The following is a 26,389-nucleotide window of genomic DNA, read 5'->3' on the forward strand; positions in this document are numbered from 1 at the left end:
ACCGCCTGAAGTTGCTTAAACCTGTCAGAAAATCTGTTGATGACTCGACTTGATACTTGTTGAACAGATATTCTGAATTCCTTATGTAATTCACTAGATAGACGGATGCCACTCCCCCTATTGTAGAAGTGATCCATAAAAGAAGTATCAGCAGGTCTATATGTAAGTCTTCCACCAAAAAAACAAGAAAACAAATCATTACAGTATTGGAATAGAAGGTTAAGTAAAGCCCTTTCCTCAACATCCGTTCTTCCTTTTCAAATAGTTTATTCAGTATCAGGTATCCGACCAACAGGATACTCACCATCAAGATGGCATATATCGCTGACCGATTCATCCCTATGTAAAACCGACTCATAATAATAACCAAACTGCTAATAATGGCTGGCCATTTCCCAATAAAAAGAACCATCAGCATGATCGGCACATACCTGAAATCTAAAATCGTCTCCGCAGTTATAGGAATAGAAAAATACATCAAAATAAATCCCATTAATCCGCCGCTTAATCCATCTATGAGTACAGATAGACCCGGAGCGGCTGATTTTTCGTGACTTTTCCATCTCAACTGCATATAGATGAAAATTAGGGAAATACCTATTGAAAAATTAACAAACAGATCTGCAATCATTCCTTTCTATTCCTCCTTAGGATGTACTTAACATTTTCAAACGTATTTATCATGCCTTTATCATAATGTCTCACTTGAAAGTGTATCATGTTTTTTTAGTGTATACAAAAGATGTTGTGAACAAATCATAGACCAATAATAAATATACGTTTTCATTCGAAAAAAATCTATGAAATATGAAAACGAACAAAAAGCCGAGACAGCTGTCTCGGCTTTTTTGTTCTATATTGTTTTTTTAAGCATAGAGGTCAATGAAAAAATACCGATGTAAATAATCGTGATGGATGCACCCGGAGGTGTCCCTAAATAATAAGAACTGATAAGTCCCAGTATCATTCCCAGCATCGCTACACCTATGCCTATAAAAATGACGCCATTGAAGCTTTTGCTCAACCGCAAGGAAATAGCCGCTGGTAGTATCAATATGGCCGAAACCAAGAGGGCGCCTACAATAGGCATGATCAAGGCAATGGTCACTCCCGTTAAAACGTTAAACAGAACCGACATAACTTGAACCGGTAACCCTGCAGTGTAAGCAGTCTCCTCGTCAAAAGTCAGTGTATACATCGGCTTACGGAACACCCCGTATAAAACAATGATCAGGATCGTTAAACTTAACAACATCCAGACCTGCTGAACGGATATGGTCACGATAGAACCAAAGAGAAATTGCGTTATACTGAGTGTTGCCCCACTATCATTTAACCCCATCAAGACTAACGCCACAGCCATTCCGCCTGACATGAGTATGGCGATCGAAATTTCAGAATAGGACCGGTAGACTTTCCGTAAATATTCCAATAACACTGCCACAATTACAACGACAATGATATTTGTCCATGTCGGATCGATTCCTAAAAGCAAGCCTAACGCCACCCCCGCTAAAGAAACGTGTGAAAGCGTATCAGCCATTAAAGATTGGCGTCTGAGAATTAAAAACAAACCTAGAATAGGTGCAATTAACGAAATGAGGATGGATGCTTGGAAAGCTCTTTGCATGAATCCATAGAAAAACATCTCCATGGCGAATCCTCCTTTCGAATGAGTTCAATATGTTTGTTGGCATAACGTTTAATTTCTTCGTGATCATGAGTCACCATCAAAATCCCTTTATTATGGTACTCACTCGCATGTTGAAGTAACTTATAGAACTCTTCTCTGGAATTGACGTCCATTCCTGTTGTCGGTTCGTCTAAAATAAATAAATCTGGATCCATCGCAAAAACGCGTGCGATAGATATGCGTTGTTTCTGGCCGCCCGATAATTCTCCTATTTTTTTGTGGCGCTCATTCCACATGCCGACAGATTCCAGTGCTTTTCTTACATGCTCTTTATCTTCTGCATCCAGTTTTTTGAACCATTTCCCTCTTGGATAACGGCCAGAATTTATGAGCTCCAATACGGTACTGGGAAATCCGGCATTAAATGAAGCCACTTGTTGAGGGATGTAACCAATGACCAGTTTCTCCCCTTCAATATTTTTATCAGCTAATGTCACGGACCCTTTAGTCGGTTTTAATAATCCTAAGATGTTGCGTAGCAGCGTCGACTTGGCTGCACCATTTTCACCAGTAAGCATAGCAAAATCACCAGCCTTGACTTCAAAACAGATGTTTTCAAGTACTGGTTCATCTCCATAGTGAAAGGCTAAATCTTTCACCTTTATATATTGCATAGTATTCCCTGCTCTCCTTAAATCATCATTACTAATATTCCTTATTTATTGAATGCTTTTCTGAAGCGCTTCTAGATTCCTTGTCATGGCCTCAATGTATCCTTCACCTTCATCTTCTATATCTTCGGGCAGGAATGCCAAGCTATATAATTCCGCTATTTCAGTTCCTGTTTCATTTGCGACAGTTTCAGCAATCGAAGAGTTCGACCCTTCCTGATAATAGATCACAGGAATATCATAATCTTCAACGAGATGATTGATTTCTGCAATGCGTGAAGGACTGATTTCCACTTCGGTTGTCACTCCTCCAATTCCCATTTGAATTAAATCATAACGTCGAGCTAAATAACCAAAACCTTCATGCTGAGTAACGAAACGTCTTTGCGTCGCTTCACTGAAAGCATCTTCGTACATCTCATGTAATTCTTGTAATTCGGACTGAAATTCTTCGGCTCTTTGAGTATAGTCATCCGAACCTTCTGGATCCACTGCGATAAATGCTTCTTTCATTGTTTCCACCTGGTCCTGAACTAACACCGGATCTAACCAGACATGCGGATCCAAACCATGCGCATCGTCTTCCTCTTCACCGTGATCATCGTCTTCATCTCCATGATCATCCGCTAACGGTTCCATCAAATCAATGGCCTCGGCTTGTTCCACAATGATAATGTCTTCATTATCAAGAGAAGCCAGCATGCTTTCTACCCACGTTTCCATTTCATGACTGCTGAAAACAAACATATCCGCATCATTGATCAAGGCGATGTCTCTCGCACTTGGCTCATAGCGATGCACATCTGTACCGCCAGCGATCATCAATTCAACCTCAGCACGGTCTCCGGCTACTTGCTTCGTAAATTCATACACTGGATAAAAGGTCGTCACCACGGACAGTTTTTCTTCTTCATTAGAAACCGCATCGTCCGTTTCCGTTCCATCTGTCGATTCCATTGTATCCGCAGAACATGCAGCCAAAGTTGAGAGCGAAAGAAGTGAAATAAGTACTTTGTTTATATTTTTCATTATTGATATCCTCCAATTTTGCAAATCGTAATCATTACGATTTAAATAATATCACTTTTCTCCACCTATTGTCAAGCTCTATTTGACAGATTATAATGTTCGGACTAAATACACTTCTCGACAAAACCCTTTTAACCCGTTAACGATACGTTTTGCCTTTTTCAGGTTTTGTGTTAACCCATAGACGGTCGGTCCTGTTCCACTCATTAATGCGGTGTCGGCACCGAATCGAAACATTTTTTCTTTAACTTCAATGATCAGAGGATTCTGTTTGGTTGCCCGCACTTCTAGAGCGTTACCGGCAAATCGAACGGCTTCTTGAAACGACCCGTTTTCTATTTTTTCTCGCATGGACTGAATATCGTAAGTAGGCAAACTATTTATCTCCAAGTCCTTGAATACCGTCCAACTCGAGATCCCTTTCGGCGGTTTGACAAGAATGACCCAAGCTTTAGGGAATGCTTCGATCGGTTCGACTATATCTCCCCTACCAGAAACAAAAGCCGTTCGATTATATACGCAAAAAGGCACATCTGAACCGATTTGTATCCCTAAATGTGCGAGTTGATCGATTGTAAGATTCAGATCCCACAATCGATTTAATCCTCTCAAGGTCGCTGCTGCATCACTGCTCCCGCCACCTAAACCAGCTGCAATGGGAATGTTTTTTTCAATAAAAATATCAGCGCCTTGGTTCACCTGATACGTATCTTTGAGTAACCGAGCCGTCTGATAAACGATATTGCGTTCGTCAAGCGGCATAAATGAACTGTTTGAATCAAGACTGATCTCTTCAGGTCGCAGATTGAAAGTCAGTCGATCTGCCAGATCGATAGGGGTCATGATCATTTCCATTTCATGAAAACCGTCTTCTCTTTTTCGCAATACGTTGAGACATAGATTGATTTTGGCTGGCGCTTTTTCATATAGAGACAATCGACTTCCTCCTCTCTCTGCAGACCCATTTAACCTTATTGTAAATCAGTTGGCTTCCTTTTGAAAAAGAAAGGACCGCGACTCCACTATTCCACAATTTTAGACATAAAAAAAGTAGCATAATTTAAAACAAATTATACTACTACCAATATTATTCTGTTTAATTTAAAACAAGTTCTACTTCTTCAGAAAATTCAACTTCGACAGAGTGCGTTAACACATCTGTGTAGCTATAGGATACTCTTTCTACTGCGTTTTCTTCCTGATCAAGTTTTACAACGAAAACAGAAGGATATGTTTCTGCTAAAATTCCTTTGCGCTCTATCGTCTTTTTTCTTCCAGCTTGAGCAATCAATTTGATTTCTTTTCCAATTTGACTATCCAAGGATTTCTTAATGCTCGCTAAAGTAGTTGGCATATTTCGACTCACCTCACAAAGTAGTAAACTAATTATACCACTAAAAACCGAAAATTAAAAGCTTATTCGCGAATAAAGATAGGTTTTTTTGTGAAGATTAAATTAACATGAGTTTATAAAAGCTTATAAACTAAAGATTAAAGCAGATAACATTAATTTTTTTTAATATAACTCTCGATCATCGATTAGACATCGTTCGTGTTTCGCTGTTTTCTCAACTTTAGACCACGTTCAATTTTAAAAAGATCAGTCTTTCGATTTGGATAGATCGACATGTGAGAATGCATTGGACAATTTGGCGAATTCTTCGATCGACAAAGTTTCTCCTCGTCTACTTGGATCGATTTGAGCAGTTTCCAAGGCTACCGCCATCTGGTCTTTCACCTCTTTATCTTTTCCAAAAGCGACCTGCAGATTATTCCATAACGTCTTGCGGCGTTGAACAAAGGCAGAGCGCGTCAATGTGAAAAACAACTGCTCGTCTTCAACATCTATTCCGCCCTTCTCTTTTTTGCTCAACTTGATAATGGCAGAATCAACATTCGGCTGAGGCATAAAGACTGTTTTAGGCACAGTGAATGCCACTTCAGCATCCATATAATACTGCACAGCGATCGACAGCGAGCCGTACGCCTTGGTGCTTGGATGAGCGGACAGCCGACTGGCCACTTCTTTTTGCATCATGAGTACCATCCGGTCGATCGGTAAACGAGACTCTAAAAACCTCAAAATAATGGGTGTCGTGATGTAATAAGGCAAGTTCGCGACAACAACGATCTCTTCAGCGTCTTCTAAATGCGATGAGTAGAACTCGCTTAAGTTTACATCAAGTATGTCTGCATGAATGACCTCGATATTCGAATACGGCGAAAGTGTGTCTGCTAAAACAGGCAGTAACCGCTTATCGACTTCAATGGCAATCACTTTACCTGCTTGCCTGGCTAATTGTTCAGTTAACGCACCGATACCCGGACCCACTTCGATCACCGTGGTTCGTTTGGAAATTTCGCCAGCTTCTACGATTTTTCTGAGTATGTTTGTATCAATGATAAAGTTTTGTCCCAAACTTTTCTTTACTGAAAAGCCATACTTCTGTAGAATTTCTTTTGTACGGTTAGGTGTTGCGATATCTTTAAGATTCATCGTTTAGTTGTTCCTTTCGTATCTTCTCTAGAGCTTCTGTAACCTCAGCTTCTGTTATGCCGAACATCGTCAGGCGTTTTTTCAATTGTTTACCGTTAGTATAGCCAATACGCAACTCTTCCCCCAGGGCTGCTCTCAATGCCCGTGCTTTAGTCGATCCGATCAGACCGGTCTGCATCAGAAATGTTTTGCTCACTGTTTCTTTCGCATCGATGCGTTCTTCAACGACCTGGTTCAGCGCGTCTCTGATCGTTTCAACCGATGCATGTTCGATGCCAAGGCTTTCTTTGGTTTCACTTTTGCGGCGTGCCTGATCCTTGGTTATGAAGGCATGCTTCACACCGGGGATATGTTGGGAAATGATTTTTCGAATCTTTTCACCCGGGCCGTCCGGATCCGTAAAGACGATCACGCCTCTTGTTTCTTGTGCCAAGGCAATGCGTTCAAGCGTTTCTTTATTGATCGCTGAACCATTTGTTTCGATCGTATCCGCCTCAACTGCCAAAGCCAGACGTTTGGTATCGTCTTTCCCTTCGACCACTATGATCTCTTTGATTTTATCCATGATGTCTCACCTTTACTCTTCCAGTTTGAACAGCCGCAAAGCATTCTGGGTAGTCTGACGGGCCACTTCCTCAAATGGCAGCCCTCTTTGCTTAGCCACTTCTTCAGCTACAAATTTAACATAGCTCGGTTCATTGCGCTTTCCTCTATAAGGCATCGGTGACAGATAAGGGGCATCTGTTTCAACCAGCAGTTTATCAAAGGGGACGTTTTGTGCCACTTTTTTCACTTCCGGTGCGTTCTTGAACGTCACAATACCGTTTAATGAGATGTGCATGCCTATATCTAAAAACTTTTCCATCCAGTAGGTGTCCAGGTTGAAGCTGTGCATGATACCGCCTGTATCGCCAGCGTGCTCTTCTTTGAGTATTTTGTACGTATCTTCAGTAGCCTCACGGTTATGGATGCTGACGGGCAGCTGCAATTCTTTCGCAACCCGAATCTGACGTCTGAAGGCATCGTGTTGAACGAGTTTAGGTGCGGTATCCCAATAGTAATCAAGACCCATTTCACCCATCGCAACGATTTTATCTCCTTTTAACTGTTCGATCAACTGGTTTTCAACTGCATCCGTATAGGTGGCTGCTTCTGTCGGGTGCCATCCAATGATCGAATAAACCCCTTCATAGTCGCGACTGAGTTCAAGCGACTTTTTAATTGTGGCCGTATCGAAACCAACGACCGCCATCCGGCTGACTTGATTGTCACGCGCGCGCTGTATAGCTTCTGCTTCTTCACCCTTAAATTCTTTTACGTTGATATGTGTATGTGTGTCGAAAAGCATAGTTTCTCTCCTTTTAATGTCTCACTTGTCTCATTTAGAATACACCATCCGCAGAAAAATTCCAACAAAGTCGAAAGACACAGCTTCTCTCTTTGTTGGAATTTACGTTTAACTTATTTTAATATTACGCTACGATCGAGCCATTCGGCATTTGACCAGGCGCTTCGATCACTGCCAGATTACCTTCTGTATCTTCGGCTGAAAGTATCATGCCCTGACTGATTTCTCCACGCATCTTACGCGGTTTTAAATTAGCAACGATGACGACTTTTTTTCCGATCAGCTCTTGTGGGTCAGGGTAAAATTCAGCAATACCTGACAAGATCTGGCGGTGTCCGCCTTCGTCACCTGCATCTAGTCTGAAGTTGAGCAGTTTGTCCGCATCTTCCACTTTATCAACGGCGATCACTTCAGCTACTTTAAGTTCCATGCGGTCAAAGACATCATACTTGATCTCTTTATCCTTAACCGATGTCAATGTGGTTTCTTCTGGATCAAATGCTTCCATCTCTTCTGATTCTCCTTCAGATTCACTCTCTTGATTCATCCAGCTCTGAATAAATTCAGCTTCTGCTTCCACATCCAGACGAGGGAAAATAGGGGTGCCTTTTTTTACGACCCGTTTTTCCTGTTCATGTGACGTGAATTCGACCTTATCGAAGCGAACATCATCGTCAGAAAAACCTAGCTGTTCGGTAATGGCTTTGGACGTATGCAGTAAAATGGGTTGCAGGAGTAATGCTGTTACACGTAAGCTCTCAGCTAGGTGCGCCATGACACTTTCCAATGCTTCTCTTTTTGTTTCATCTTTTGCTAACATCCATGGTGCTGTTTCATCGATATATTTATTGGTACGAGAAATCAGCTTCCAGACAGATTGAAGGGCCGAACTGAACTGCATAGCTGACATATTCAGTTCATACTCATCGACTGTTTCTAAAGCCTGCAGGCGCAAGGCTTCATCAAATGACGTCACATCTCCCTGATAACTCGGCATTTTACCGTCAAAATACTTATTGATCATCGCAACGGTACGGTTCACTAAATTCCCTAAATCATTGGCCAGATCATAGTTTATACGTGAGATGAAATCTTCAGGTGTAAAGACACCGTCACTGCCAAAGGTCACTTCACGCATCAGGTAATAACGTACGGCATCGACGCCGTATCGTTCGACAAGTTTTTCAGGATAGACGACATTGCCCTTGGATTTAGACATTTTGCCGTCTTTCATTAGCAACCAGCCATGTCCGAAGACTTGTTTCGGTAAAGGCAAGTCCAGTGCCATCAGTAGGATCGGCCAGTAGATCGTGTGGAAACGGACGATTTCTTTACCGACCATATGGACGTCGGCCGGCCAATATTTTTTAAATTTTTCTGGCTGATCATCGAATCCGCCTAAATCCGGATCGTAACCCAAGGCTGTTATATAGTTTGCCAAGGCATCGATCCAAACGTAGACTACGTGTTTAGGATTGGAAGGGACTTCTACACCCCAGTCAAACGTTGTCCGTGACACAGCCAAATCTTCCAGTCCCGGTTTGATGAAATTGTTGACCATCTCTTTTTTACGGGATTCCGGTTGAATAAACTCCGGATGCGATTCATAGTACTGAAGCAGACGGTCAGCATACTTGCTCATTTTGAAGAAATAAGATTCTTCTTTCACCCATTCAACTTCATGACCACTTGGTGCCACACCACCTGTAACGTTGCCCTGGTCATCTTTATAGACTTTATCTAATTGTGTCTCAGTGAAGAATTCTTCATCAGAAACAGAGTACCATCCGGCGTAATCACCTAAATAAATATCTCCTTGTTGAAGGAGTTTTTCAAATATTTTCGCAACCACTTCTTTATGCTGCGGGCTTGTTGTGCGGATAAAGTCGTCATTGGAAATCTCCAGTGTTTTCCAGAGAGACTGGATGCTTTCAGCCATCGCATCGACATATTCCTGTGGCGTCTGATTAAATTCTTTCGCTTTTGTTTCGATTTTTTGACCGTGCTCATCTGTTCCCGTCAGATAAAAGGTATCGAATCCTTTTAATCGTTTATAGCGTGCCAAAACATCACAGGCAATGGTTGTATACGCATTGCCGATATGCAATTTCCCGCTCGGGTAATAGATAGGTGTTGTTATATAAAATGACTTTCTATCAGACAACTTAATGTCCTCCTTCGATTTGCTTAAATTTAATCGTTCGTTCAAAGCTCTGACAAACGTTTCTTAATTAGTATAGCATAGGAGTGTCTACTGCAAAAGACAGGAATGATGCCGATTCAGATAAGTTTGAAATGCTTCAAGGCTTTTTCGATGCCATCTTTACTGGCATCGTCCGTGACGTAATCGGAGATAGCTTTGACGTTATCCCATCCATTCCCCATCGCCACACTCGTATGCACGTAGTCCAGCATTTCCAGATCATTAGGGCTATCCCCAAAGGCATACGTATCTTCTTTAACTGCGCCGACATGGTCCAAGTATTTTTCGATACCTGTCGCTTTTGAAATGCCTTTGCTGATAATATCCACTGTATAATGATTGGACCGCGCAAAATGCAGGGCTTCAAAATCTTTTTTGTACTGCTCTTCTTCATCCATTGATGTTTCAATAATCACTTGATAGATCGGTATGCCCGCATAATCTTTTGGTTTAGGCGGCTTTTTAATTAAGCGGCTAAAGAATGAAACTTGAATGGAGCCGGGAATCAATTTCACTAAACCTTTAAGTAATGTCAGTATGGAACTTCTTTTTGCCAGCGATACGATGGCATTACTGAAAATATCCTTTGCCCCGCATAAGATGATGCCATCATTTTTATCAACGGCTCGGTCAATTAACCGGTCAACTGTTTCTTTTTCGATAGGATTGTGGAAAACGACTTCACCCTCGTGAACAACAAGCTGACCATTCATGGCTATATAACTATCGATATCTAACTCACGACGCACTTCTTCTATCAATAAGGGAGCGCGTCCCGTTGCAATAACAGGAATGATCCCATTCGCTTTCAACGCTTTGATTGCTCGTTTCGTAGATTTCGGAATACTGTTGTGTTTCGTTACTAATGTTCCATCAATATCGAAAAAGACTATTTTTGTCATATGAGACGCTCACTTTCTTAATGGATTCTCTTCTATTATATCATGTATATGAAAGTGGGCCCACAAAAACAACAGAAAAAGAAGGAAGGTTTCCAAAAGTCCTCAAACTTCTGGCCTTCCTTCTCTTTAATTTCAATTAATAGTGTTTTATTTTAATCGACCTCATCTGGATTGGCCCATACTATTTCACTTAAAGCATCCATCAATTCCTCACCAAGGTCTAATGCCAGCAGTGCACTAATAACACGTGAACTTGTTTTCCCTCTAATGATCGTGCCGTGAATTTTTTCTTTCAGGCTGGCGGGCAACTGTGCTCGGTCAAGGAATCGGAACAACTCACCTTGCATATCATTTTTCTTCAATTGAACTTCTGTGAAACAGACAGTATAAGATGCATCAATGGACTGTTTTGGTATCACAACCTCAATGATCTTACCTTTCCACTTGATCTCAACATCAATAAACTTATTATTGACATACACTTGTGGCATCTTCTGACAGGCGAAACCGACTAAAGTTAAAGTGAACTGACGCTCTTTTGGTAAAATACCGGGATTCCCCTCAGGTTTGTCTATTTGGAAAACCGACCAATCCTCGCCCTCTTCTCTCCATTTGAGTGACATTTTCGTGGTGACTTCTTCTATATCTTTGCCTGTTCCATCATCTTCATATAGCGAGAAATTCCCGTTATCTCCAGCATAAATCATTACTTCCATCTTTTCCGGATTTCCGGTGTGGTTACTGAAGCTTTGATCCAGCGGTACGATCCCCCCTGCTTTGACAAATACGGGATAGACCGATAAAGATCGGTACATATCGATGACACGGTCACCTTCGTAGGAACGGTGAATAAAGAAATCGTACCATCTGCCTTCCGGCAACCACACTTTCACCTTGCCTAAACGCAACTCATTTTTCATCGGAGAAGTTATAGGTGCTACGATCATCTGTGTACCGAAATAGTATTGGTTGGGTACATCATACGCTTCGTCTTTCCAGGGGTGATGGTAGTACATCGGCTGTATGAGTGGATAGTCATCAAGGTGATTGATCACATTCATCGTATATAGATACGGGACCATCCGGTGTCTTAGACGCATAAATCTTGAAACGATATTTTCTGCTAATCGTCCGTAGCGCCAAGGCTCTTTTCCACTAAATTCACCGTCTTGACTGTGGAGTCGATTAATTGGAGAAAAGACGCCGAACTGGACCCATCGGACAAAGAGTTCATTATCTTTTTTCCCGCCGTAATGACCCCCAATGTCGTGACTCCACCAGCTATAACCGACATTAGATGCCGTAGCAGTGAAGTAAGGTTGGAAATCGAGCGTGTTCCAGGTCGCCGCTGTATCGCCGGAAAATCCGACAGGGTATCTGTGCGATCCGAGGCCGGCATATCTGGAGAATATAAGCGGCCGCTTGTCACCCCTACCGTTATCCAGGAAATGGTAGTGATTAAGCATCCACAGCGGATCCAGCCCCGCTACTTTTGTGACACTGCCTTGCTGCCAGTCGATCCACCAGAAATCGACCCCTAATTCTTCATGCGGATGATGTAAATATCTGAAATAAGCATCTAAAAATTTCGGGTTGGCAATATCAAAGTTGATTGGTTTTTCATCTTCATAATCCACACCCATTTCCTTGGCCATCGGTTCATACATTTCCTCAAAAGGTTGGACACCATTGGCTGGATGCAAATTAAGCGTTGTGCGCAATCCATGATCGTCTAACCAGCTTAAAAACTCTTCGGGATCTGGAAATAATTCCCTATTCCACGTGTAGCCTGTCCAGCCCGAACCAAATTCAGGCGGGACATCGCATATGTGCCAGTCCATATCCATTACAGCTACTGAAAGTGGTATGTTTTTTGATTCGAATTTTTTTATTAAGCTTTTATAGCCCTCTTGAGAGTACGGGTAATAGCGACTCCACCAGTTGCCCAGTGCATAACGAGGCAGTATTGGCGTTTTACCAGTCAAGTGATGATAATCTTTCAGCGTACGCAAATAATCACGGCCATAACCAAAGAAATACATATCCGTTGATGTCTTAGGTCGCTTTTCTACCCATGAATCATCCGTCAATCTCATGGACGCGCTGTCGTCGAATACGGAATAGCCATCTTTGTTCATTAGACCTTCTTCTAAATCGATCGGTCCATCTGAAAAGTCAAGCGTACGTGCTGTACCTTTCAACGTATCAGGGGTTTCTCCAAAGTACCAGGTACTATGATAGAGACTATAGTTACCGATCGCTTCGATACGGAAATTGTTTTTTGTGAATCCCCCCTCTTCTTTAAGAAAAATAAGGTGGACTTTTGACGTAATGATCTCTAAATATTCATCATTTTCTTTTTTAGTAAATTCTGGTGTGGTGAAATTGCGATTCAAAACTACTTGTGTCGCACGATCCTCAAATATACGGTTCGAATCGTGTTCTAGCCGAATGAGTGCAGTCGTCAAGACTGTGAAACGGTAGTTCTTCCAGATAACTTGCGATTCAATCGGAGCGACTGGCTCTCTATCTAAGTTAAACACTTCTTTTCTTCTCGTTACCAAGTGTCCTCATCCTTTCTCACTAGCTCTTAATTATATTTTAGCATACACCAACAATATCGCCACTCATTAGTTGTTTAATCCGGAATATTTTTTTTTGCAACCCGGGGTGAGTCAGTCACACGGTTGACTTAAACATCATAATCCCTTATACTGACGGATATAAATAGTTAAAGCTATGAATAGGCGAAGTAGATTGTTTGTATTTTTTCAGAGAGCGAATGGGTGGTGAGAATTCGCAGAGACAAACAAACCGAAGTACACCTTGGAGCTGATCTCTTACGAGACGCAACCCGGCGTTAAGGGAACGAGTGAGATAAGTTTTCAAACTTATTTTAATCAGGGTGGTACCACGGCACTGTTCGTCCCGACGAAAAGCATAAGCTTTTTGTGGGGCTTTTTTTATGTCTACATTTTTGAAGGAGGTCATCTATTGAAAGAGCTGGACTATAAATTACACTTTGGTGTCTATGGTGTAGCTATAAAAGATAATAAACTGCTTTGCATATCAAAAAATTCCGGCCCTTATAAAAACCGATACGACCTTCCTGGCGGGAGTCAAGAACTGGGTGAAGGACTTACAGACACTTTGGTTAGAGAAATTTTTGAAGAAACAGGCTTCAAAGTTCTCGATTATAAGAATCCCAGAATCTATGATTCTTTTCTGAAAATAAAGAACCATCAAGTGATCACCCATCACGTTTTTTCTCTGTATACCGTTACAGTGAATGGTGAAGCCGAGAGTATCCCTGATGAAGTAGTGGATGGAAAGAATGATTCGGACGGTGTCCTGTGGATGGCCCTTGATGATTTAAACCTGCACAATGCCTCACCTCTTATTTTGAAAGTCATTGATGAAAAAAATACGAATCCCGGTTTGTTGGACAAAAAAACATTTGATGATTGGGAAATATTAAATAATTAAGGAGATAAAAAATGAATATCTTAGATGAATTAGAATGGCGCGGAGCCATTAATCAACAAACCGATGAAGAGGGTTTACGTAAGGTGATAACTGAAAAAGCAATCGCTCTATACTGCGGCATCGACCCATCCGGCGACAGCATGCATGTCGGACACTTGATTCCTTTTATGATTTTAAAAAGATTTCAATTGGCCGGTCATAAACCGGTTATTTTAATAGGCGGCGGAACAGGTTCGATTGGCGATCCGAGCGGAAGAAACTCTGAGCGCGTCTTACAGACGATGGATAAAATCGAAGAAAACGCAGAAAAATTAAGCGCACAAATGCGTCAGCTCTTCCAAGCCGGTTCGGATCAATCCGGCATTAAATTAGTGAACAACTATGACTGGCTGAGCAAATTATCCTTCTTGGACTTCCTGCGTGACTTTGGTAAAGAATTCAACATCAACACCATGTTAGCAAAAGATGTTGTTTCAAGCCGCTTGGATACCGGTATTTCTTTTACCGAATTCAGTTACCAGATCATTCAGTCTGTTGACTTTCTGCACTTATTCCAGAATGAAGACGTCCAGCTTCAAATCGGCGGTTCGGATCAATGGGGAAACATCACAGCTGGTTTAGACTTGATCCGTAAAAAAGAAGGAGCCGAATCTAAAGCATTTGGTTTAACGATCCCCTTATTACTTAAAGCTGACGGCACAAAATTCGGGAAATCTGCAGACGGAGCGATCTGGCTGGACCCTGAAAAAACGACGCCTTACGAATTTTACCAGTTCTGGTTCAACCAGGATGATCGCGATGTCGTTAAATACTTGAAGTACTTCACTTTCTTATCAAAAGAGGAAATCGAAGAACTGGAAAAACAAGTCGCATCAGAACCACACAAACGTGCCGCTCAAAAAGCATTAGCTGAAGAGATGACCCGTTTTGTACACGGTCAAGATGCTCTAGACGAAGCTCTTAAAATTTCCCAGGCCCTATTCTCCGGCGACATCCAGGATTTGACAGCTAAACAAATTGAGTCGACCTTCAAAGACGTCCCTTCATCAGAAGCACCTGCTGGTGAACATAATTTAGTTGAGTTTTTGGTTGATATAACAAAAATCGAACCCTCCCGCCGTCAGGCACGTGAAGACATCAAAAACGGTGCGATCCGTATCAAAGGTGTCCAAGTCAAAGACGTCGACCATGTCGTTACGGATGACGACAGTTTTGAAGGTCGTTTCGTTATTGTTCGAAAAGGTAAAAAGAAATACTTCCTCGTTCACTTGGTTTAAAATCTGTAAATTAAAAAACTATTCCCCCCTTTTGTTTTTTACATTAGGTCGGAATAGTTTTTTCTGTTTATATTTATTTTTCTGAAATCATCAAAACTGACCTTTCTATTAATAAAACCCCCGCTAAACTAAACAGGACCCACCGCTATGGGCGAACCGTATAGAAGATTTCTAGTTACCACTGGAAAATCGCTATATTTGAGCAGATAGTAAAAAGAGGACCATTCATCAGAATGGCCCTCTTTCATCTTTTAAATTGTATTTCGAACAAACAACTCTTTAGTCAAAAAGTCCTTTGATTGCTTCCCAAATTTGTCTGAAAAAGTTTCCGATTTGATCGATCAAGCCGCTGTCTTCTGCATCTTGCCAGACGTCTCCGAAACGGTCTCTTATATTATTCGATAAATTTTCAAGCTGTTCTCTCACTTGTTCAGAATCGATTGCACCCGTTTGCTGATAGCGCTCAAAGAACGCCAACAGACGATCGATCTGTTCTTGACTGATAACGTTCTGCAGGTCATTATTTTCCAGTGCCTCATTAATTATACGTTCAATATCCTCACGAGTTGCCAGTTCTTCTTGACCCTCTCTTAGTTCAGCCAATTGCTGTTTGATTTCCACGATTGCCTGATCAAAACGCGAGGTGTCAAATTCTTCATTGGCCGCATTTTCCTGAGCAATATTGTTCGTTGTTTCAAGTTCTTCCTGAGCCACTTCCATACGGTCCTGATCCAATTCTTCGCCGTTAACGTCAAAGGCTTTATAAATACCTGTCAAGGCACTTTCGCCTGTGACTGGACGAATACTGGCGACCATGATCGTTACATCTTCCACACCAGCCGTTATCGCAGCATTCGCGTACTGTTCTTCAGTGATTTCAGTAATATCATCCGGCGTCTCGATGAGAACAGTGACTCCGTCCCCTTCACCTTCGCGTTGAACCAATACTGAAGAGATCATACTCGCTGTGTTGCCCGATCCGGTACCCAGGTAATTCTGCAGGTCTTCACCGGTCACATCAACGCTTGCCACATTATCCATGTCATCGATATCTAACAAATCAGCAGTTTCTTCAACCTGTGCCTCATTGAGACCACCACCATACACATATGTAGGAAGTCCCCACGCTTCATCGACAACACTTGTGTCGATCCCTTCGGTGGCGTTTACCGTTGACATGGGAACCAGTGACAACGCACTTAATGCCGCTACGTATATGATTCCTCTTTTTAATTTTTTCATCATAATATGTTCTCTCCTTTTTAAGTCAATGTATTAGTGTAAATGCAAATATAGTATACCACCAACCTGCATTTTTGACTATTCAAGCAAAAAAGCACTGCCTAATGTTGCTCTGACAATGCTTTTTTCGATGATTCCGAAATGATTGATTTTTTTAATGCTAATTTACAGTTTATTCAGTGCATCGTTTATTGCATCTTCACCCGTGACTAAATCAAATGATTTATGATACGTTTTTTTGTTATCCAATGCAGACACAATGACTTTTGCCACATCGATTCTTGGAACACTGAATACTTCAGTATCTGTAATGGCGTCTTTTATGAGAACTTTGCCGATGGATTCTTTATTTTCCAGCATACCTGGACGCACGATGGTGTAGTTTAGGCTTGAGTCCATCAGCCACATATCCGCAAAATGTTTGGCAACATAATAAGGTTTAAGTTCTTCGCTCCATCGATCTCTGTCGTCGGCGCCAAATGCACTTACCATGACGAAACGCTCGATCCCGCTGGCTTTGGTGGCTTCAATCACTTTGACGGCCCCGTCCAAGTCAATGAGTAACGTTTTATCATCTCCGCTGCTTCCACCTGAACCTGCCGTAAAGACCACCGCATCCACATCATGCATGCTTTCTTTTATTTCAGCTACGGTCCCTTCCAAGTCCCCTAGTCTTGCTTCGACACCTTTTTCTTTAAACTTTTCAACTTGTTCATCTTTTCTGACAAAAGCGATCGGTGTGTGCTTGCCTTCATCCTTCAGTTCATCCACTAGATGCTGTCCGATTTGACCGTTTGCTCCAACAATTAATACATTCATCGTTACCGCTCCTTTGATTTTTTCTCTCTGCTATCACCATAACAAAAGAGGAAAGATTGACCAAAGAGAACGATTCAGTCTCGTAAGTATTCTCGATAAAATTATATATTTCTTTCTACTCTTCAGTACGTTAAGACCTCAAGTCATTTCTTTATTGTTTAAACTTTTCGATATAACTTTCAAGTCTGCTTCTGGTCGGTAAGCCTTCGTTATCTCCTACGTGCTGAACTTGGAGTGATCCGATAGCATTGCCATAAACTGCCGCATCCGTCCATGAACGTCCATTAAGATAGGCATGAATGATGCCTACCGCAAATCCATCCCCGGCACCTACCGTATCGACGACTTTATCGACTTCAAATCCTTTAACATTGATTGTTTCTTTTGCTTTTTCAGTGACAAATGCGCGGTGCGCACCATTTTTCGTTATCACGACTTTAGCGCCCTGATTCAGATAAAACTTGGCAATGTCTTCGACATCATCAGAACCCATTAAAAGCTTCCCTTCAGCGATACCGGGAAGAACGACGTCAGCATAACTCGCCAGTTCATTGAGCACTGAAACCATCGTTGCTTCTGATTCCCAAATCGCCGGTCTCAGATTAGGATCAAACGTGATAAAGGTCCCGGCTTCTCTGGCTTTCTTCATCAAATAAAAGATTGCTTCTCTGACACCAGGATTGACTGCCGGCGGGATACCCGTAACGTGCAGCAGTTTGATAGATGAAACATCCACATTTCTGAGGTCATCGACTGACAAGGTCGTAAATGCACTGCATCTGCGGTAATACGCTGTTATTGGATCCCCGTCGCTCACTTTATTTTTCAGCATCAAACCCGTTTCGTGATCGTCTGAAAAAAGCACATGACTGGTATCCATTTTTTCTACATCCATAAAATCTAAGATGTGCTCTCCGATGGGATCTCTCCCTATTTTCGTCACGTATTTAACCGTATGATCGAGACGTGACAATCCCACCCCTACATTCAGTTCTGCACCGGCCACAGAACGATTGAAACGAGGCACATCTTTTACCGCTCCATACTCCTGGGCGCTAAACAGGCCCAGTGGTTCTCCAATTAATACAACACTAGCCATTTTACACATCCTATCTTAAGTCATTATATTTATCGACAAAGGCCTTAGCATTTTCAGTCACACTGCTGTATCCTTTTTCTTTCAAATCTTTTGTTAACGCACTCCCTATGCCTACTGCCCACGCGCCATTTTTCATCCACTGATCCATGTTGTCTAGGCTTACGCCACCCGAAGGCATCATTTCCACGTGAGGAATAGGACCATGTACATTTTTAATGAATGCAGGGCCTAAAATGCCTCCTGGGAAGACTTTAGCCACTTCAACACCCGTTGCCATAGCATTGGCTACTTCTGTCACTGTGCCGCATCCTGGCAGGTAGGGAACAGCATAGGTATTGCAGATGGTCGAAATTTCCGGGACAAAGTTCGGACTGACGATAAATTCTGCTCCGGCAATGATTGCAATACGTGCAGTGATGGCATCCATAACTGTTCCGGCACCCACAACCATGTCCGTATCTGCAAATTGTTTCGCTAATTTTTTGATTGATTCATCTGCCTGAGGAGTCGTGAAGGTTACCTCAATATTTTTAATGCCACCTTCATAAACGGCTTCAGAGATCTTCGTTGCATCTTCTGCTGAATGACCTCGAATTACAGCAAATAAGTAATTTTCTTTTAATTGAGATAAGATCCCCTGTTTTTTTGTCATGATTTCCTCCTGTTTGCTTGCTACTTGTATATCAGTATAACGCTCCCTTAAAATGAGCTCTACTATATTTATCATCTATCGCTTTTTCACGACTCATTTAGTCCGCTATCGATGTATCCTGTGAATCAATGTATTGAACAACTTCCAGTAATATATCGATTTGTTTCTGGATGGCTAGTCCGATGGTTGTATCTTTGATCAATGTTCTTTCCAGTTTTCCATCGATCATATGTTTTAAACTTGTTTCATCTTTCCCCCGTTTAAACAACTCAGAAACAGTTTCAAAAGGCTGATGTGTCACAATCTGAAACCCGTATGAGTTATTTAATAATGAGTAACCCGCGATCCCTGTTGCTTCACGGTAAGCTTCATTCATGCCTCCATCGATGACAATTAAACGATTGCCCGCTTTAATTGGACTTTCCCCTTTTTTTACTTCTATCGGAGTATGTCCGTTCACTATTTTGGCGCTTTTGTTTTCCAGACCAAACGAGTGTAATATTTTTTCAACTACTTTTTCCTTTTCTCTTAAATTAAAATAGGCATTTCGTTTCTCCATATGTGTTTGTGTATCCTTAATATAATACCGTTCAAATGTCGTCATCTTATTTCTGCCAAATAAAGGTGACTTATCACCAGCCCATGCATACCAGAGGACATCTGTGGCATAATCGTCACTCGTGTCAGGTGATTTGGCTGCTTTTCTAACGTACTGGTCAAAGGTATCCAGCATTTCTTTGCCGGCCACTTTATTTCCTTCCAGTTCGATCGATTGAAAATCACCATTTTCATCCATGGGCAAACAACCGTGATAAAGCAGGTGACCGTTATAGATCAGGTACATCCTTCCTTTTTCAAGCAGGAAATTGATATAGCGCTTTATTTTATCGGATCGCTGAAAACTATCAATCAAAGTGCTGACAATATGTTCCTCTTCAATGGATAGCTGATTAGGCTGTTCTTCATCGATTTGCTCATAAGGAAAATCCGTCAGCGACCAGATTTTTCCTTCAATTTCGACAATCTGTTTATTTTTATCTATTTTTCCTAATAGACACCGATTGGACATTTGAAACTCTGGTCGTCTTTCGATGATCTGTTCTTCCAGTTTGAATTGGATAACGGCCAGTGCGTGATGTGCTTTGGTCAGTAGCTCTTCACTCTCTTCTATCAATAAAGAAGATGTTTTAGAGCCTTTGGGTTTGAATGCGTCAGTCACTTTATAATTTTCTTCTGCATGTAAAAAAAGAGGTCTTAAATTCAAGCCGTAGGTTCTTTCCAGTTCAAATAAATAACCATATCGCGCTGCAATACGTAAGAGTGTGATCAAGTTTACCTTGGAACCGAAACGTGCACCCATCCATAGCAGATCATGATTCCCCCACTGTACATCGACGGAATGGTGTTCCATCAGTTTTTCCATCACTCGATTTTCCCCGCTCGAGCGATCAAATATATCTCCGACTAAATGCAGATGATCGATGACCAACCGCTGAATGACTTCGCTTAAGGCGATAATAAAAGGCTCTGCCTGCTTCAGACTTATCAATCGATTCAGGATGTTTTTATAATACATATTCTTTTTTCTCTGATTAAAATCCGTGTATAAAAGTTCTTCGATAATATAGGTGTACTTTTCGGGCAGGGCTTTTCTCAATTTTGACCGCGTATACTTGATCGCGCAAAAACCCATGAATTTCACCAGATCTATGATCGTATCTGCATACCACTCATCATCTTTGACGGCCTCAAAATGATCATGTTTCAGCGCATATTCCGGATGACTAATAAGTAGGTTAAACCAGTCTTTCTGTTCGGTCGTCCACTGATCCCCAAAATAATTTTCAAGTTTTTCCCGAACATTACCGGCACCGGTGCGCAAAATGTGTTCGAAGGACTGAGAAGCCCCGTGAACATCCGAAAGATATAACTCTGTCCCTTTAGGTAAGTTCTGTATGGCTTCCAAGTTAATGAGCTCGGTATACAAGGCTTCTGGTGTCGAATATTTCTCTCTGATTAAGTTTAAATAGTTTTTATCCATTTTATCCTCCAGATTGATACGCGATGATTTTTTATAAAGAGACAGCTTCCTTTTATGAAAGCAGCCTCTCTTTACCCATCTTCATTTCATTACTAAATCTACATTATCTCATCGATATCAAATCTTTTTCAGCTCCAGCTGCGTCCAGTGGAATAATGGATTGCCGATAGCTGCTTCTGCAGTCCCGGCCCAGGCTTCGAACTTTTCTTCAGGAGAGGCATTTCCCGTTACTTTATCTTCAGACACACCATTGGCACGCATCGCACGCCATTTATAGTGATCGCCAGCCAGCTATACTCAGAAAAACCCTTGAACTGGTGGTCTTCAGCAATCTGCTTGGGATCCAAAGCTTCTTCATCCATTGTATCTGATCGATCCAACTGCCTGCTCGACTTCATACCGTGCACCGGTGAAAATCCATATTTATAAAAACAGGTGATAATGATCTTTTATCTCTCAATTCATCATATCTATACTCCTATTTTTCATAGAATATCGTTGTCCGCTTTGTTTAAATCCTGAGCAGCTTCTTCTAAAAAGAATTCGGGATATTTCTCAATGATATTATTATCGGAACGCACCATAATATCTATATGGTTTTCTACTAGACACTTTATTTCTTCTGTTTTTCTTGCTTTTATCGCAGCTAAGAGTTCTTTATGCTCTTCTAATATCTGGTCATAGTCGATGGTATTATGTTTCAAGTGTAACCATTTAAACCGATCCAAGTGAACACTGAACTCTTTGATCCAGTTCCATATTTGACCTTTTCCAACAATATCGTAACATGCGCGGTGGAATTGGTTATCTAAATCATAGTACCCAGAAATGTTTCCTTTTTCAAATTCCACCTTCTGATCGTCTATAATAGACTGCAACCGCTGTTCAGATTTTTCATTCAAGTTTGCACATAATTCAATCATCACTTCTGTTTCCACACACTTTCTGACAAAACGAGAATGGGCCGCTTGCTTCATATCAATTTTAGAAACATATGTGCCCGATTGAGGAAAAGTGTATACTAGATTTTGTTTCTTTAATTGTTTAAGCGATTCCCGGATCGGGGTTCGACCTACATTTAAAAGTTCCATTAATTTTGATTCCGATATTTTCTGACCTGGATATAATTCTGTTTTTATAATCATTTCGCGTAACTTTTCATACGTTTGGTCTTGTAAGGTTATATTTTGCATAGTCTAACTTCCTTTGCCGTTTATGTAATCGCTAACTTGTATACTAATATCTAAGAATATAACACAAAAAATATCATGTTGTTACTATTTATTCGATTTTGCCTAAAAAAAGAGACGACCACTAAGTTGTCTCTTTAAGTCCATATTTAATTAGTTTTTTATCCGAATCGCTTCGTTCTGAGCACGGATGCATAATTCCTGCGCTTTAAAAATATGCGCTTGTGCCATGGCGTTTTCTGTCCCGTTCAGACAGTCTTTGATCATTTCACCAAAGAACGGAAACCCGACTTCTCCTTTAACGTTGTGATGCTTCTCGCCTTCTTCAGTGACGAGATAGACATGATCGCCACTTTCTTCCCTGGCAACATCCACATATTTTCGTACTTCAATGGTCCCTTTTGTTCCAGTAATAAACATGCGGCCATCGCCCCAGGTGCTCAAACCGTCTGGTGTAAACCAGTCGACTTTGAAGAAAAAGGTTACGCCATTCTCTCCAACGAGCGTCGCATCACCGTAATCTTCCAGTTCCGGTTTATCCGGATTTGCGTAATTTCCCACTTTACTGTGCAGAATTTCCGCATCTTTATTACCTGAGAAAGTCAGGAACTGTTCGATCTGATGGCTACCGATATCACATAATATACCGCCGTACTGCTCTTTCTTGAAGAACCAGTCCGGTCGGCTTTCTTTATTTAGACGGTGCGGACCGAAACCGGTGATTTGAATCACTTCACCAATCACGCCTTCTTCAATGAGTTGACCGGCAAAAAGTGCGCTTTCCACGTGCAGACGTTCGCTGAAGTAGACCCAGTATTTTCTGCCTGTTTCCTGCACTACTTTTTTCGTTTCTTCCAGCTGATTCATGGTCGTAAAGGCTGTCTTGTCAGAAAAATAGTCTTTTCCGGCTTTCAGCACGCGGTTCCCCAGCGCGCTGCGTTCGTTCGGTATGGCCGCTGCGGCAACCAGCTTGATTTCCGGATCATTTAAAATCTGCTCGATCGACTCAGCTACTTCTGCCTGAGGAAACTGCTCTCTATATGCCGAAACTTTTTTCAAATCCGGATCATAGACCCATTTCAATGTGGCTCCTGCTTCCAGCAAGCCATTCGTCATCCCGTTGATATGGCCATGATCCAATGCGGCCACTGCGAAAGGAAACTCGCCTTCTTCAACGACGCAGTTGACGTTTCCCTCAGGTGCGTAATTCATTCCGTCTTTACTACTCAAAACGTCTCACCTTCTCTAATTATTTTAGCCATTAAAATAAATGTTTATAACCGTTCTCATATAAGTAATCTCTTGATGTTTCCAGACAGTCAAACGGATCTCTGCCGTACTGATCATCCTGTTCAACGAGCAAGTATCGTGCCCCGCTCTTGATACTCTGTTCAATGATTCCCGGCAGGTCTAGAGTCCCTTCGCCTAGTTCCGCAAACTGAACGACATTGGTGAACGCCAGCATAAATGTTTCATTATCTCCTTTTTCAAGGGCTACAAACGCTTCGTCAGGAAGTTGGGCGATACGATAATCTTTAAGATGAACCAGATCGACTTTACCTTCATACTCTTTCAGGACATCGATCGGGTCACGTCCACCGCGTTGGACCCAGTGGACATCCAGTTCGAACCCGAGTAATGGCGCTTCTTCACGAATAATATCGAGCAGGAATTTGCCGTCATATTTGGTGAATTCGATATGATGATTATGATAATATAATTTGATCCCCTGTTCAGCCAGTTTTTCAGCATAGTGATTTGCTTCGTGCGCAAATTCTATCACTTTATCCAAGGAAGCCATTGCATCAAACGGTAACATGCCGATGCGCAAAATATCGGCTCCAACAGCATTACAGTCTGCAACGATTTTATCAAAATGCGTGCTTAAGGATTCCTGTCCTTCTCGTTGCGGTTTCAAGCCTGCAGACATGGAAGCAATTTCCATATCAAAGTCTACAGAAGCTTTTTTGATTGCTTTCACATTTTCAGGTGTCATCGGGATTTGCGAGACTTCGATTGAATGGTAACCCAGTTCATTGACTTTTTTCAAAGTTTCGTAAGCGCCTAATTCTTCAAATTTCTCTTTCAACATCATGGCCTGCACGCCAATTTTAGCTTGTGACATAACTTATCTCCTCCAGTTTGATTCGTTCCGGTCGTTTCGTATTGTTTGAAGACAAGTCCATCAGTTTGATCATTGCCATAGAGGGAATGGCATCTTCAACGGTCACGTAGTCATCTGTATCGTTTAAAATACTTTCGTAAAACCGATTGATCAAATGCATGTGCCCTGCACCATAGTAAAATTTGGATCCAGGCAGTTTATCGTCTTCCACGATGACTTCTTTTCGCCCTTCATCGTTGGTGATATATAAACGGCTATCCTTGATGGTGAACTTTTCTTTTTCAGTGATGACCTGTATTTCGACGGACGAGTTTTCGGTGTAGGCATTTGTTGCATGGAAAAATGCTTTGACCCCGGACTTGAAAGTAAACGTGGCACTTGCTGTATCTTCCACCTCAATATCGTAATCAGTCAGGTTGGACAATACCGCTTTACAGCTCACCAAGTCTCCGCCAATCAGTTGGATCAGATCAAGCGTATGGATCGATTGATTGATGATCGATCCATAGCCTGCTCTGTCTTTCTTGCCACGCCAGGGTTTCGTCGTGTAATACGATTCCGGACGGAACCATGTCACCAATCCTTTGATGGACGTGACGTCACCGACATCTTCATTCTCTAAAATATGTATCAGCCGTTCGAAGCTGGCATTGTAACGGTTCTGAAAGCTTACACAGATTTTCTTGTCCGTCTGTTTCTGAACTTCAACCTGTTTCAACGCTTCTTCGTAAGACATCGCTAAAGGTTTTTCTAAATATACATGAACACCGTGTTCCACACATTTCTGCGTGATAGGATAATGCAGATCATGGGGCAGGCAAATGTGCACGACATCCAGATTCATTTTTTCAAGCATGCGGTCAATATTGGAAAAAAACGGTATTTCCGGAAAGTTAGAACTTAATTCCGTATTTAAATCACAGACAGCCACTAATTCGCCATGTTCACTCGAATGAATCCCGTGGACATGTATCGGTGACACATCACCTAAACCAATTAATCCGACTCTTAACATAAAACACTCACTTCCTGTTTATCGTCTTTTATAGTCTGTCTTTATCTCGTTTCAAACTTGCCTTCTTCTTTGATATGCTTGTTCAATTCTTCTAAATAATAGTCTTCATCTAGATCTTTCAGGCTGACCTCTTTTTTAGTCCAGCTTGATAAATGAATGGCATTAGCTAAACGGACGCCGTTGATCCCATCAGAACCGGGTGCAAGAAGCGGGGTGCCATCTAGAACGTTCGCTGCAAAGTTTTCTAAAACGCCGGCGTGCTGTTCGCCCCAGGCACTTTCAAACTCGATCGTTTCTTGAGAATAGAGTTCCTCCATGTTCATCTGACCCATGAAGAGTTTTTTCACGTCTTCAAAGTCCATTTCTGCACTTAATTCCTGTTCCGGCTTTTTCAAGCGTGTGACCGTAGCCACTTGACTGCCGTCTACGACGATTTTTCCTTTGTCGCCTAGAATTTCAAAGCGATCGGTTCCTACTATGTCATGTGTCGCGGTGACAAAGGTGCCTGTTGCGCCGTCACCGTAATCAACGACTGCTGTCACTTCGTCTTCGACCGCGATGTTGCGACGGAAACCATAAGAGACCTTAGCATAAACAGATTGCGGCACACCACAGATCCACTGCCACAAGTCCAGCTGATGTGGTGCCTGGTTTACCAGTACGCCTCCACCTTCACCGCCCCAGGTCGCGCGCCATTCGCTTTGATCGTAATACGGTTGCGGTCTCCACCAAGTCGTGATGATCCAGTTCGTACGGCGGATCTTGCCGATCTCTCCGTTATCAACGATTTCTTTGATTTTTTTGTATAGCGGATTGTTGCGCTGATTGAACATGATCCCAAAAGTCAGTTCAGGTTTGGTTGCGGCAAATTCATTTAATTCTCTGACTTGTTTGGTGTAAACGCCTGCCGGTTTTTCAACTAATGCATGAATATCATGTTTCAATGCTTCGATACCCATCTCCGGATGCAGGTAATGCGGCACAGTCGTTACAATCGCATCCACCTTGCCGCTCTCCATCATTTCGATGTAGTCTTCATAAAAGGGCACCTCTGGATAGTCTGATTCAACGATTTCTTTTTTGGAAGGATCGATGTCACAAATCGCACCGATTTCCATATTTGGTACCATACCGTCTTTGATAAATTTCGCATACATGCC

General features: G+C 41.9%; 24 protein-coding genes, 1 pseudogene and 1 other annotated feature. Of the genes and pseudogenes, 2 read left to right on the forward strand and 23 right to left on the reverse strand.

What is annotated here, in order from left to right; all coding sequences use genetic code 11:
- The 12 genes from R6U02_RS08290 to R6U02_RS08345 all read right to left on the reverse strand — a co-directional run.
- Positions 1 to 631: LytS/YhcK type 5TM receptor domain-containing protein (locus R6U02_RS08290; RefSeq protein ID WP_410263145.1), on the reverse strand; the 631-nt coding region annotated here is incomplete at its 3' end.
- A 222-nt stretch (positions 632 to 853) separates the two neighbouring features.
- The gene (locus R6U02_RS08295) at positions 854 to 1,654 is read right to left on the reverse strand and encodes a metal ABC transporter permease (protein WP_410263146.1); all 801 of its coding nucleotides are present in this window, start codon (positions 1,652 to 1,654) and stop codon (positions 854 to 856) included.
- On the reverse strand, positions 1,591 to 2,307 hold the full coding sequence (locus tag R6U02_RS08300) for a metal ABC transporter ATP-binding protein (protein ID WP_410263147.1): 717 nt from the start codon (positions 2,305 to 2,307) through the stop codon (positions 1,591 to 1,593). Before R6U02_RS08300 ends, R6U02_RS08295 begins: the two co-directional genes overlap by 64 nt.
- Before the next feature lie 45 nt (positions 2,308 to 2,352).
- Positions 2,353 to 3,333: a metal ABC transporter solute-binding protein, Zn/Mn family gene (locus R6U02_RS08305; RefSeq protein WP_410263148.1), complete on the reverse strand. Its 981-nt coding sequence runs from the start codon at positions 3,331 to 3,333 to the stop codon at positions 2,353 to 2,355.
- A 90-nt stretch (positions 3,334 to 3,423) separates the two neighbouring features.
- Entirely contained in the window at positions 3,424 to 4,269 is an 846-nt protein-coding gene (gene ispE / locus R6U02_RS08310) for a 4-(cytidine 5'-diphospho)-2-C-methyl-D-erythritol kinase (RefSeq protein ID WP_410263149.1), read from the reverse strand.
- A gap of 160 nt (positions 4,270 to 4,429) precedes the next feature.
- Positions 4,430 to 4,687, reverse strand: coding sequence for a Veg family protein (locus R6U02_RS08315; RefSeq protein WP_410263150.1), 258 nt, complete (start codon positions 4,685 to 4,687; stop codon positions 4,430 to 4,432).
- 246 nt (positions 4,688 to 4,933) lie between these two features.
- Positions 4,934 to 5,830 carry a 16S rRNA (adenine(1518)-N(6)/adenine(1519)-N(6))-dimethyltransferase RsmA gene (rsmA, locus tag R6U02_RS08320; RefSeq protein ID WP_410263151.1) on the reverse strand — a complete coding sequence of 299 codons (897 nt, stop codon included), beginning with the start codon at positions 5,828 to 5,830 and terminating at the stop codon, positions 4,934 to 4,936.
- Positions 5,820 to 6,395 carry a ribonuclease M5 gene (gene rnmV / locus R6U02_RS08325; RefSeq protein ID WP_410263152.1) on the reverse strand — a complete coding sequence of 192 codons (576 nt, stop codon included), beginning with the start codon at positions 6,393 to 6,395 and terminating at the stop codon, positions 5,820 to 5,822. Before rnmV ends, rsmA begins: the two co-directional genes overlap by 11 nt.
- Positions 6,396 to 6,407: 12 nt before the next feature.
- Complete coding sequence (locus tag R6U02_RS08330) at positions 6,408 to 7,178, reverse strand: TatD family hydrolase (protein WP_410263153.1); 771 nt, start codon at positions 7,176 to 7,178, stop codon at positions 6,408 to 6,410.
- Between the two features lie 124 nt (positions 7,179 to 7,302).
- On the reverse strand, positions 7,303 to 9,342 hold the full coding sequence (gene metG, locus R6U02_RS08335; protein WP_410263154.1) for a methionine--tRNA ligase: 2,040 nt from the start codon (positions 9,340 to 9,342) through the stop codon (positions 7,303 to 7,305).
- Positions 9,343 to 9,458: 116 nt separating this feature from the next.
- A complete protein-coding gene (locus tag R6U02_RS08340) occupies positions 9,459 to 10,283 on the reverse strand; it encodes a Cof-type HAD-IIB family hydrolase (protein WP_410263155.1) in 825 nt (274 codons plus the stop codon).
- A gap of 152 nt (positions 10,284 to 10,435) precedes the next feature.
- Positions 10,436 to 12,847 carry a TIM-barrel domain-containing protein gene (locus R6U02_RS08345; protein ID WP_410263156.1) on the reverse strand — a complete coding sequence of 804 codons (2,412 nt, stop codon included), beginning with the start codon at positions 12,845 to 12,847 and terminating at the stop codon, positions 10,436 to 10,438.
- A 166-nt stretch (positions 12,848 to 13,013) separates the two neighbouring features.
- Positions 13,014 to 13,217: a binding site (T-box leader), on the forward strand.
- A 60-nt stretch (positions 13,218 to 13,277) separates the two neighbouring features.
- Here R6U02_RS08345 and R6U02_RS08350 point away from each other — a divergent pair.
- Positions 13,278 to 13,769 carry an NUDIX hydrolase gene (locus R6U02_RS08350; protein WP_410263157.1) on the forward strand — a complete coding sequence of 164 codons (492 nt, stop codon included), beginning with the start codon at positions 13,278 to 13,280 and terminating at the stop codon, positions 13,767 to 13,769.
- An 11-nt stretch (positions 13,770 to 13,780) separates the two neighbouring features.
- Positions 13,781 to 15,046, forward strand: coding sequence for a tyrosine--tRNA ligase (tyrS, locus tag R6U02_RS08355; protein WP_410263158.1), 1,266 nt, complete (start codon positions 13,781 to 13,783; stop codon positions 15,044 to 15,046).
- 279 nt (positions 15,047 to 15,325) lie between these two features.
- Here tyrS and R6U02_RS08360 read toward each other — a convergent pair whose 3' ends face one another.
- The 11 genes and pseudogenes from R6U02_RS08360 to R6U02_RS08410 all read right to left on the reverse strand — a co-directional run bounded on the left by R6U02_RS08360 (position 15,326) and on the right by R6U02_RS08410 (position 26,386).
- Positions 15,326 to 16,291 carry a DUF1002 domain-containing protein gene (locus R6U02_RS08360; protein ID WP_410263159.1) on the reverse strand — a complete coding sequence of 322 codons (966 nt, stop codon included), beginning with the start codon at positions 16,289 to 16,291 and terminating at the stop codon, positions 15,326 to 15,328.
- Positions 16,292 to 16,453: 162 nt separating this feature from the next.
- Positions 16,454 to 17,107 carry an SDR family oxidoreductase gene (locus R6U02_RS08365; protein ID WP_410263160.1) on the reverse strand — a complete coding sequence of 218 codons (654 nt, stop codon included), beginning with the start codon at positions 17,105 to 17,107 and terminating at the stop codon, positions 16,454 to 16,456.
- A gap of 151 nt (positions 17,108 to 17,258) precedes the next feature.
- On the reverse strand, positions 17,259 to 18,206 hold the full coding sequence (locus R6U02_RS08370) for a sugar kinase (RefSeq protein ID WP_410263161.1): 948 nt from the start codon (positions 18,204 to 18,206) through the stop codon (positions 17,259 to 17,261).
- A 10-nt stretch (positions 18,207 to 18,216) separates the two neighbouring features.
- Positions 18,217 to 18,858 carry a bifunctional 2-keto-4-hydroxyglutarate aldolase/2-keto-3-deoxy-6-phosphogluconate aldolase gene (locus R6U02_RS08375; RefSeq protein WP_410263162.1) on the reverse strand — a complete coding sequence of 214 codons (642 nt, stop codon included), beginning with the start codon at positions 18,856 to 18,858 and terminating at the stop codon, positions 18,217 to 18,219.
- A 97-nt stretch (positions 18,859 to 18,955) separates the two neighbouring features.
- Positions 18,956 to 20,899, reverse strand: a complete 1,944-nt coding sequence (locus R6U02_RS08380) for a fructose-bisphosphatase class III (RefSeq protein ID WP_410263163.1) — start codon at positions 20,897 to 20,899, stop codon at positions 18,956 to 18,958.
- Between the two features lie 120 nt (positions 20,900 to 21,019).
- Positions 21,020 to 21,246, reverse strand: a pseudogene (locus R6U02_RS08385) (glucuronate isomerase); the annotation flags it as partial.
- Positions 21,247 to 21,384: 138 nt separating this feature from the next.
- Positions 21,385 to 22,092, reverse strand: coding sequence for a GntR family transcriptional regulator (locus tag R6U02_RS08390; protein WP_410263164.1), 708 nt, complete (start codon positions 22,090 to 22,092; stop codon positions 21,385 to 21,387).
- A gap of 150 nt (positions 22,093 to 22,242) precedes the next feature.
- Entirely contained in the window at positions 22,243 to 23,319 is a 1,077-nt protein-coding gene (locus R6U02_RS08395; RefSeq protein WP_410263165.1) for a Gfo/Idh/MocA family protein, read from the reverse strand.
- Between the two features lie 31 nt (positions 23,320 to 23,350).
- Positions 23,351 to 24,214, reverse strand: a complete 864-nt coding sequence (locus R6U02_RS08400) for a sugar phosphate isomerase/epimerase family protein (RefSeq protein WP_410263166.1) — start codon at positions 24,212 to 24,214, stop codon at positions 23,351 to 23,353.
- Positions 24,201 to 25,229, reverse strand: a complete 1,029-nt coding sequence (locus R6U02_RS08405) for a Gfo/Idh/MocA family protein (RefSeq protein ID WP_410263167.1) — start codon at positions 25,227 to 25,229, stop codon at positions 24,201 to 24,203. Before R6U02_RS08405 ends, R6U02_RS08400 begins: the two co-directional genes overlap by 14 nt.
- A 41-nt stretch (positions 25,230 to 25,270) precedes the next feature.
- Positions 25,271 to 26,386 carry a Gfo/Idh/MocA family protein gene (locus R6U02_RS08410; RefSeq protein ID WP_410263168.1) on the reverse strand — a complete coding sequence of 372 codons (1,116 nt, stop codon included), beginning with the start codon at positions 26,384 to 26,386 and terminating at the stop codon, positions 25,271 to 25,273.
- Positions 26,387 to 26,389 lie beyond the last annotated feature (3 nt).

It is taken from the genome of Alkalibacterium sp. (genome assembly GCF_046484155.1).
Classification (GTDB): domain Bacteria; phylum Bacillota; class Bacilli; order Lactobacillales; family Carnobacteriaceae_A; genus Alkalibacterium.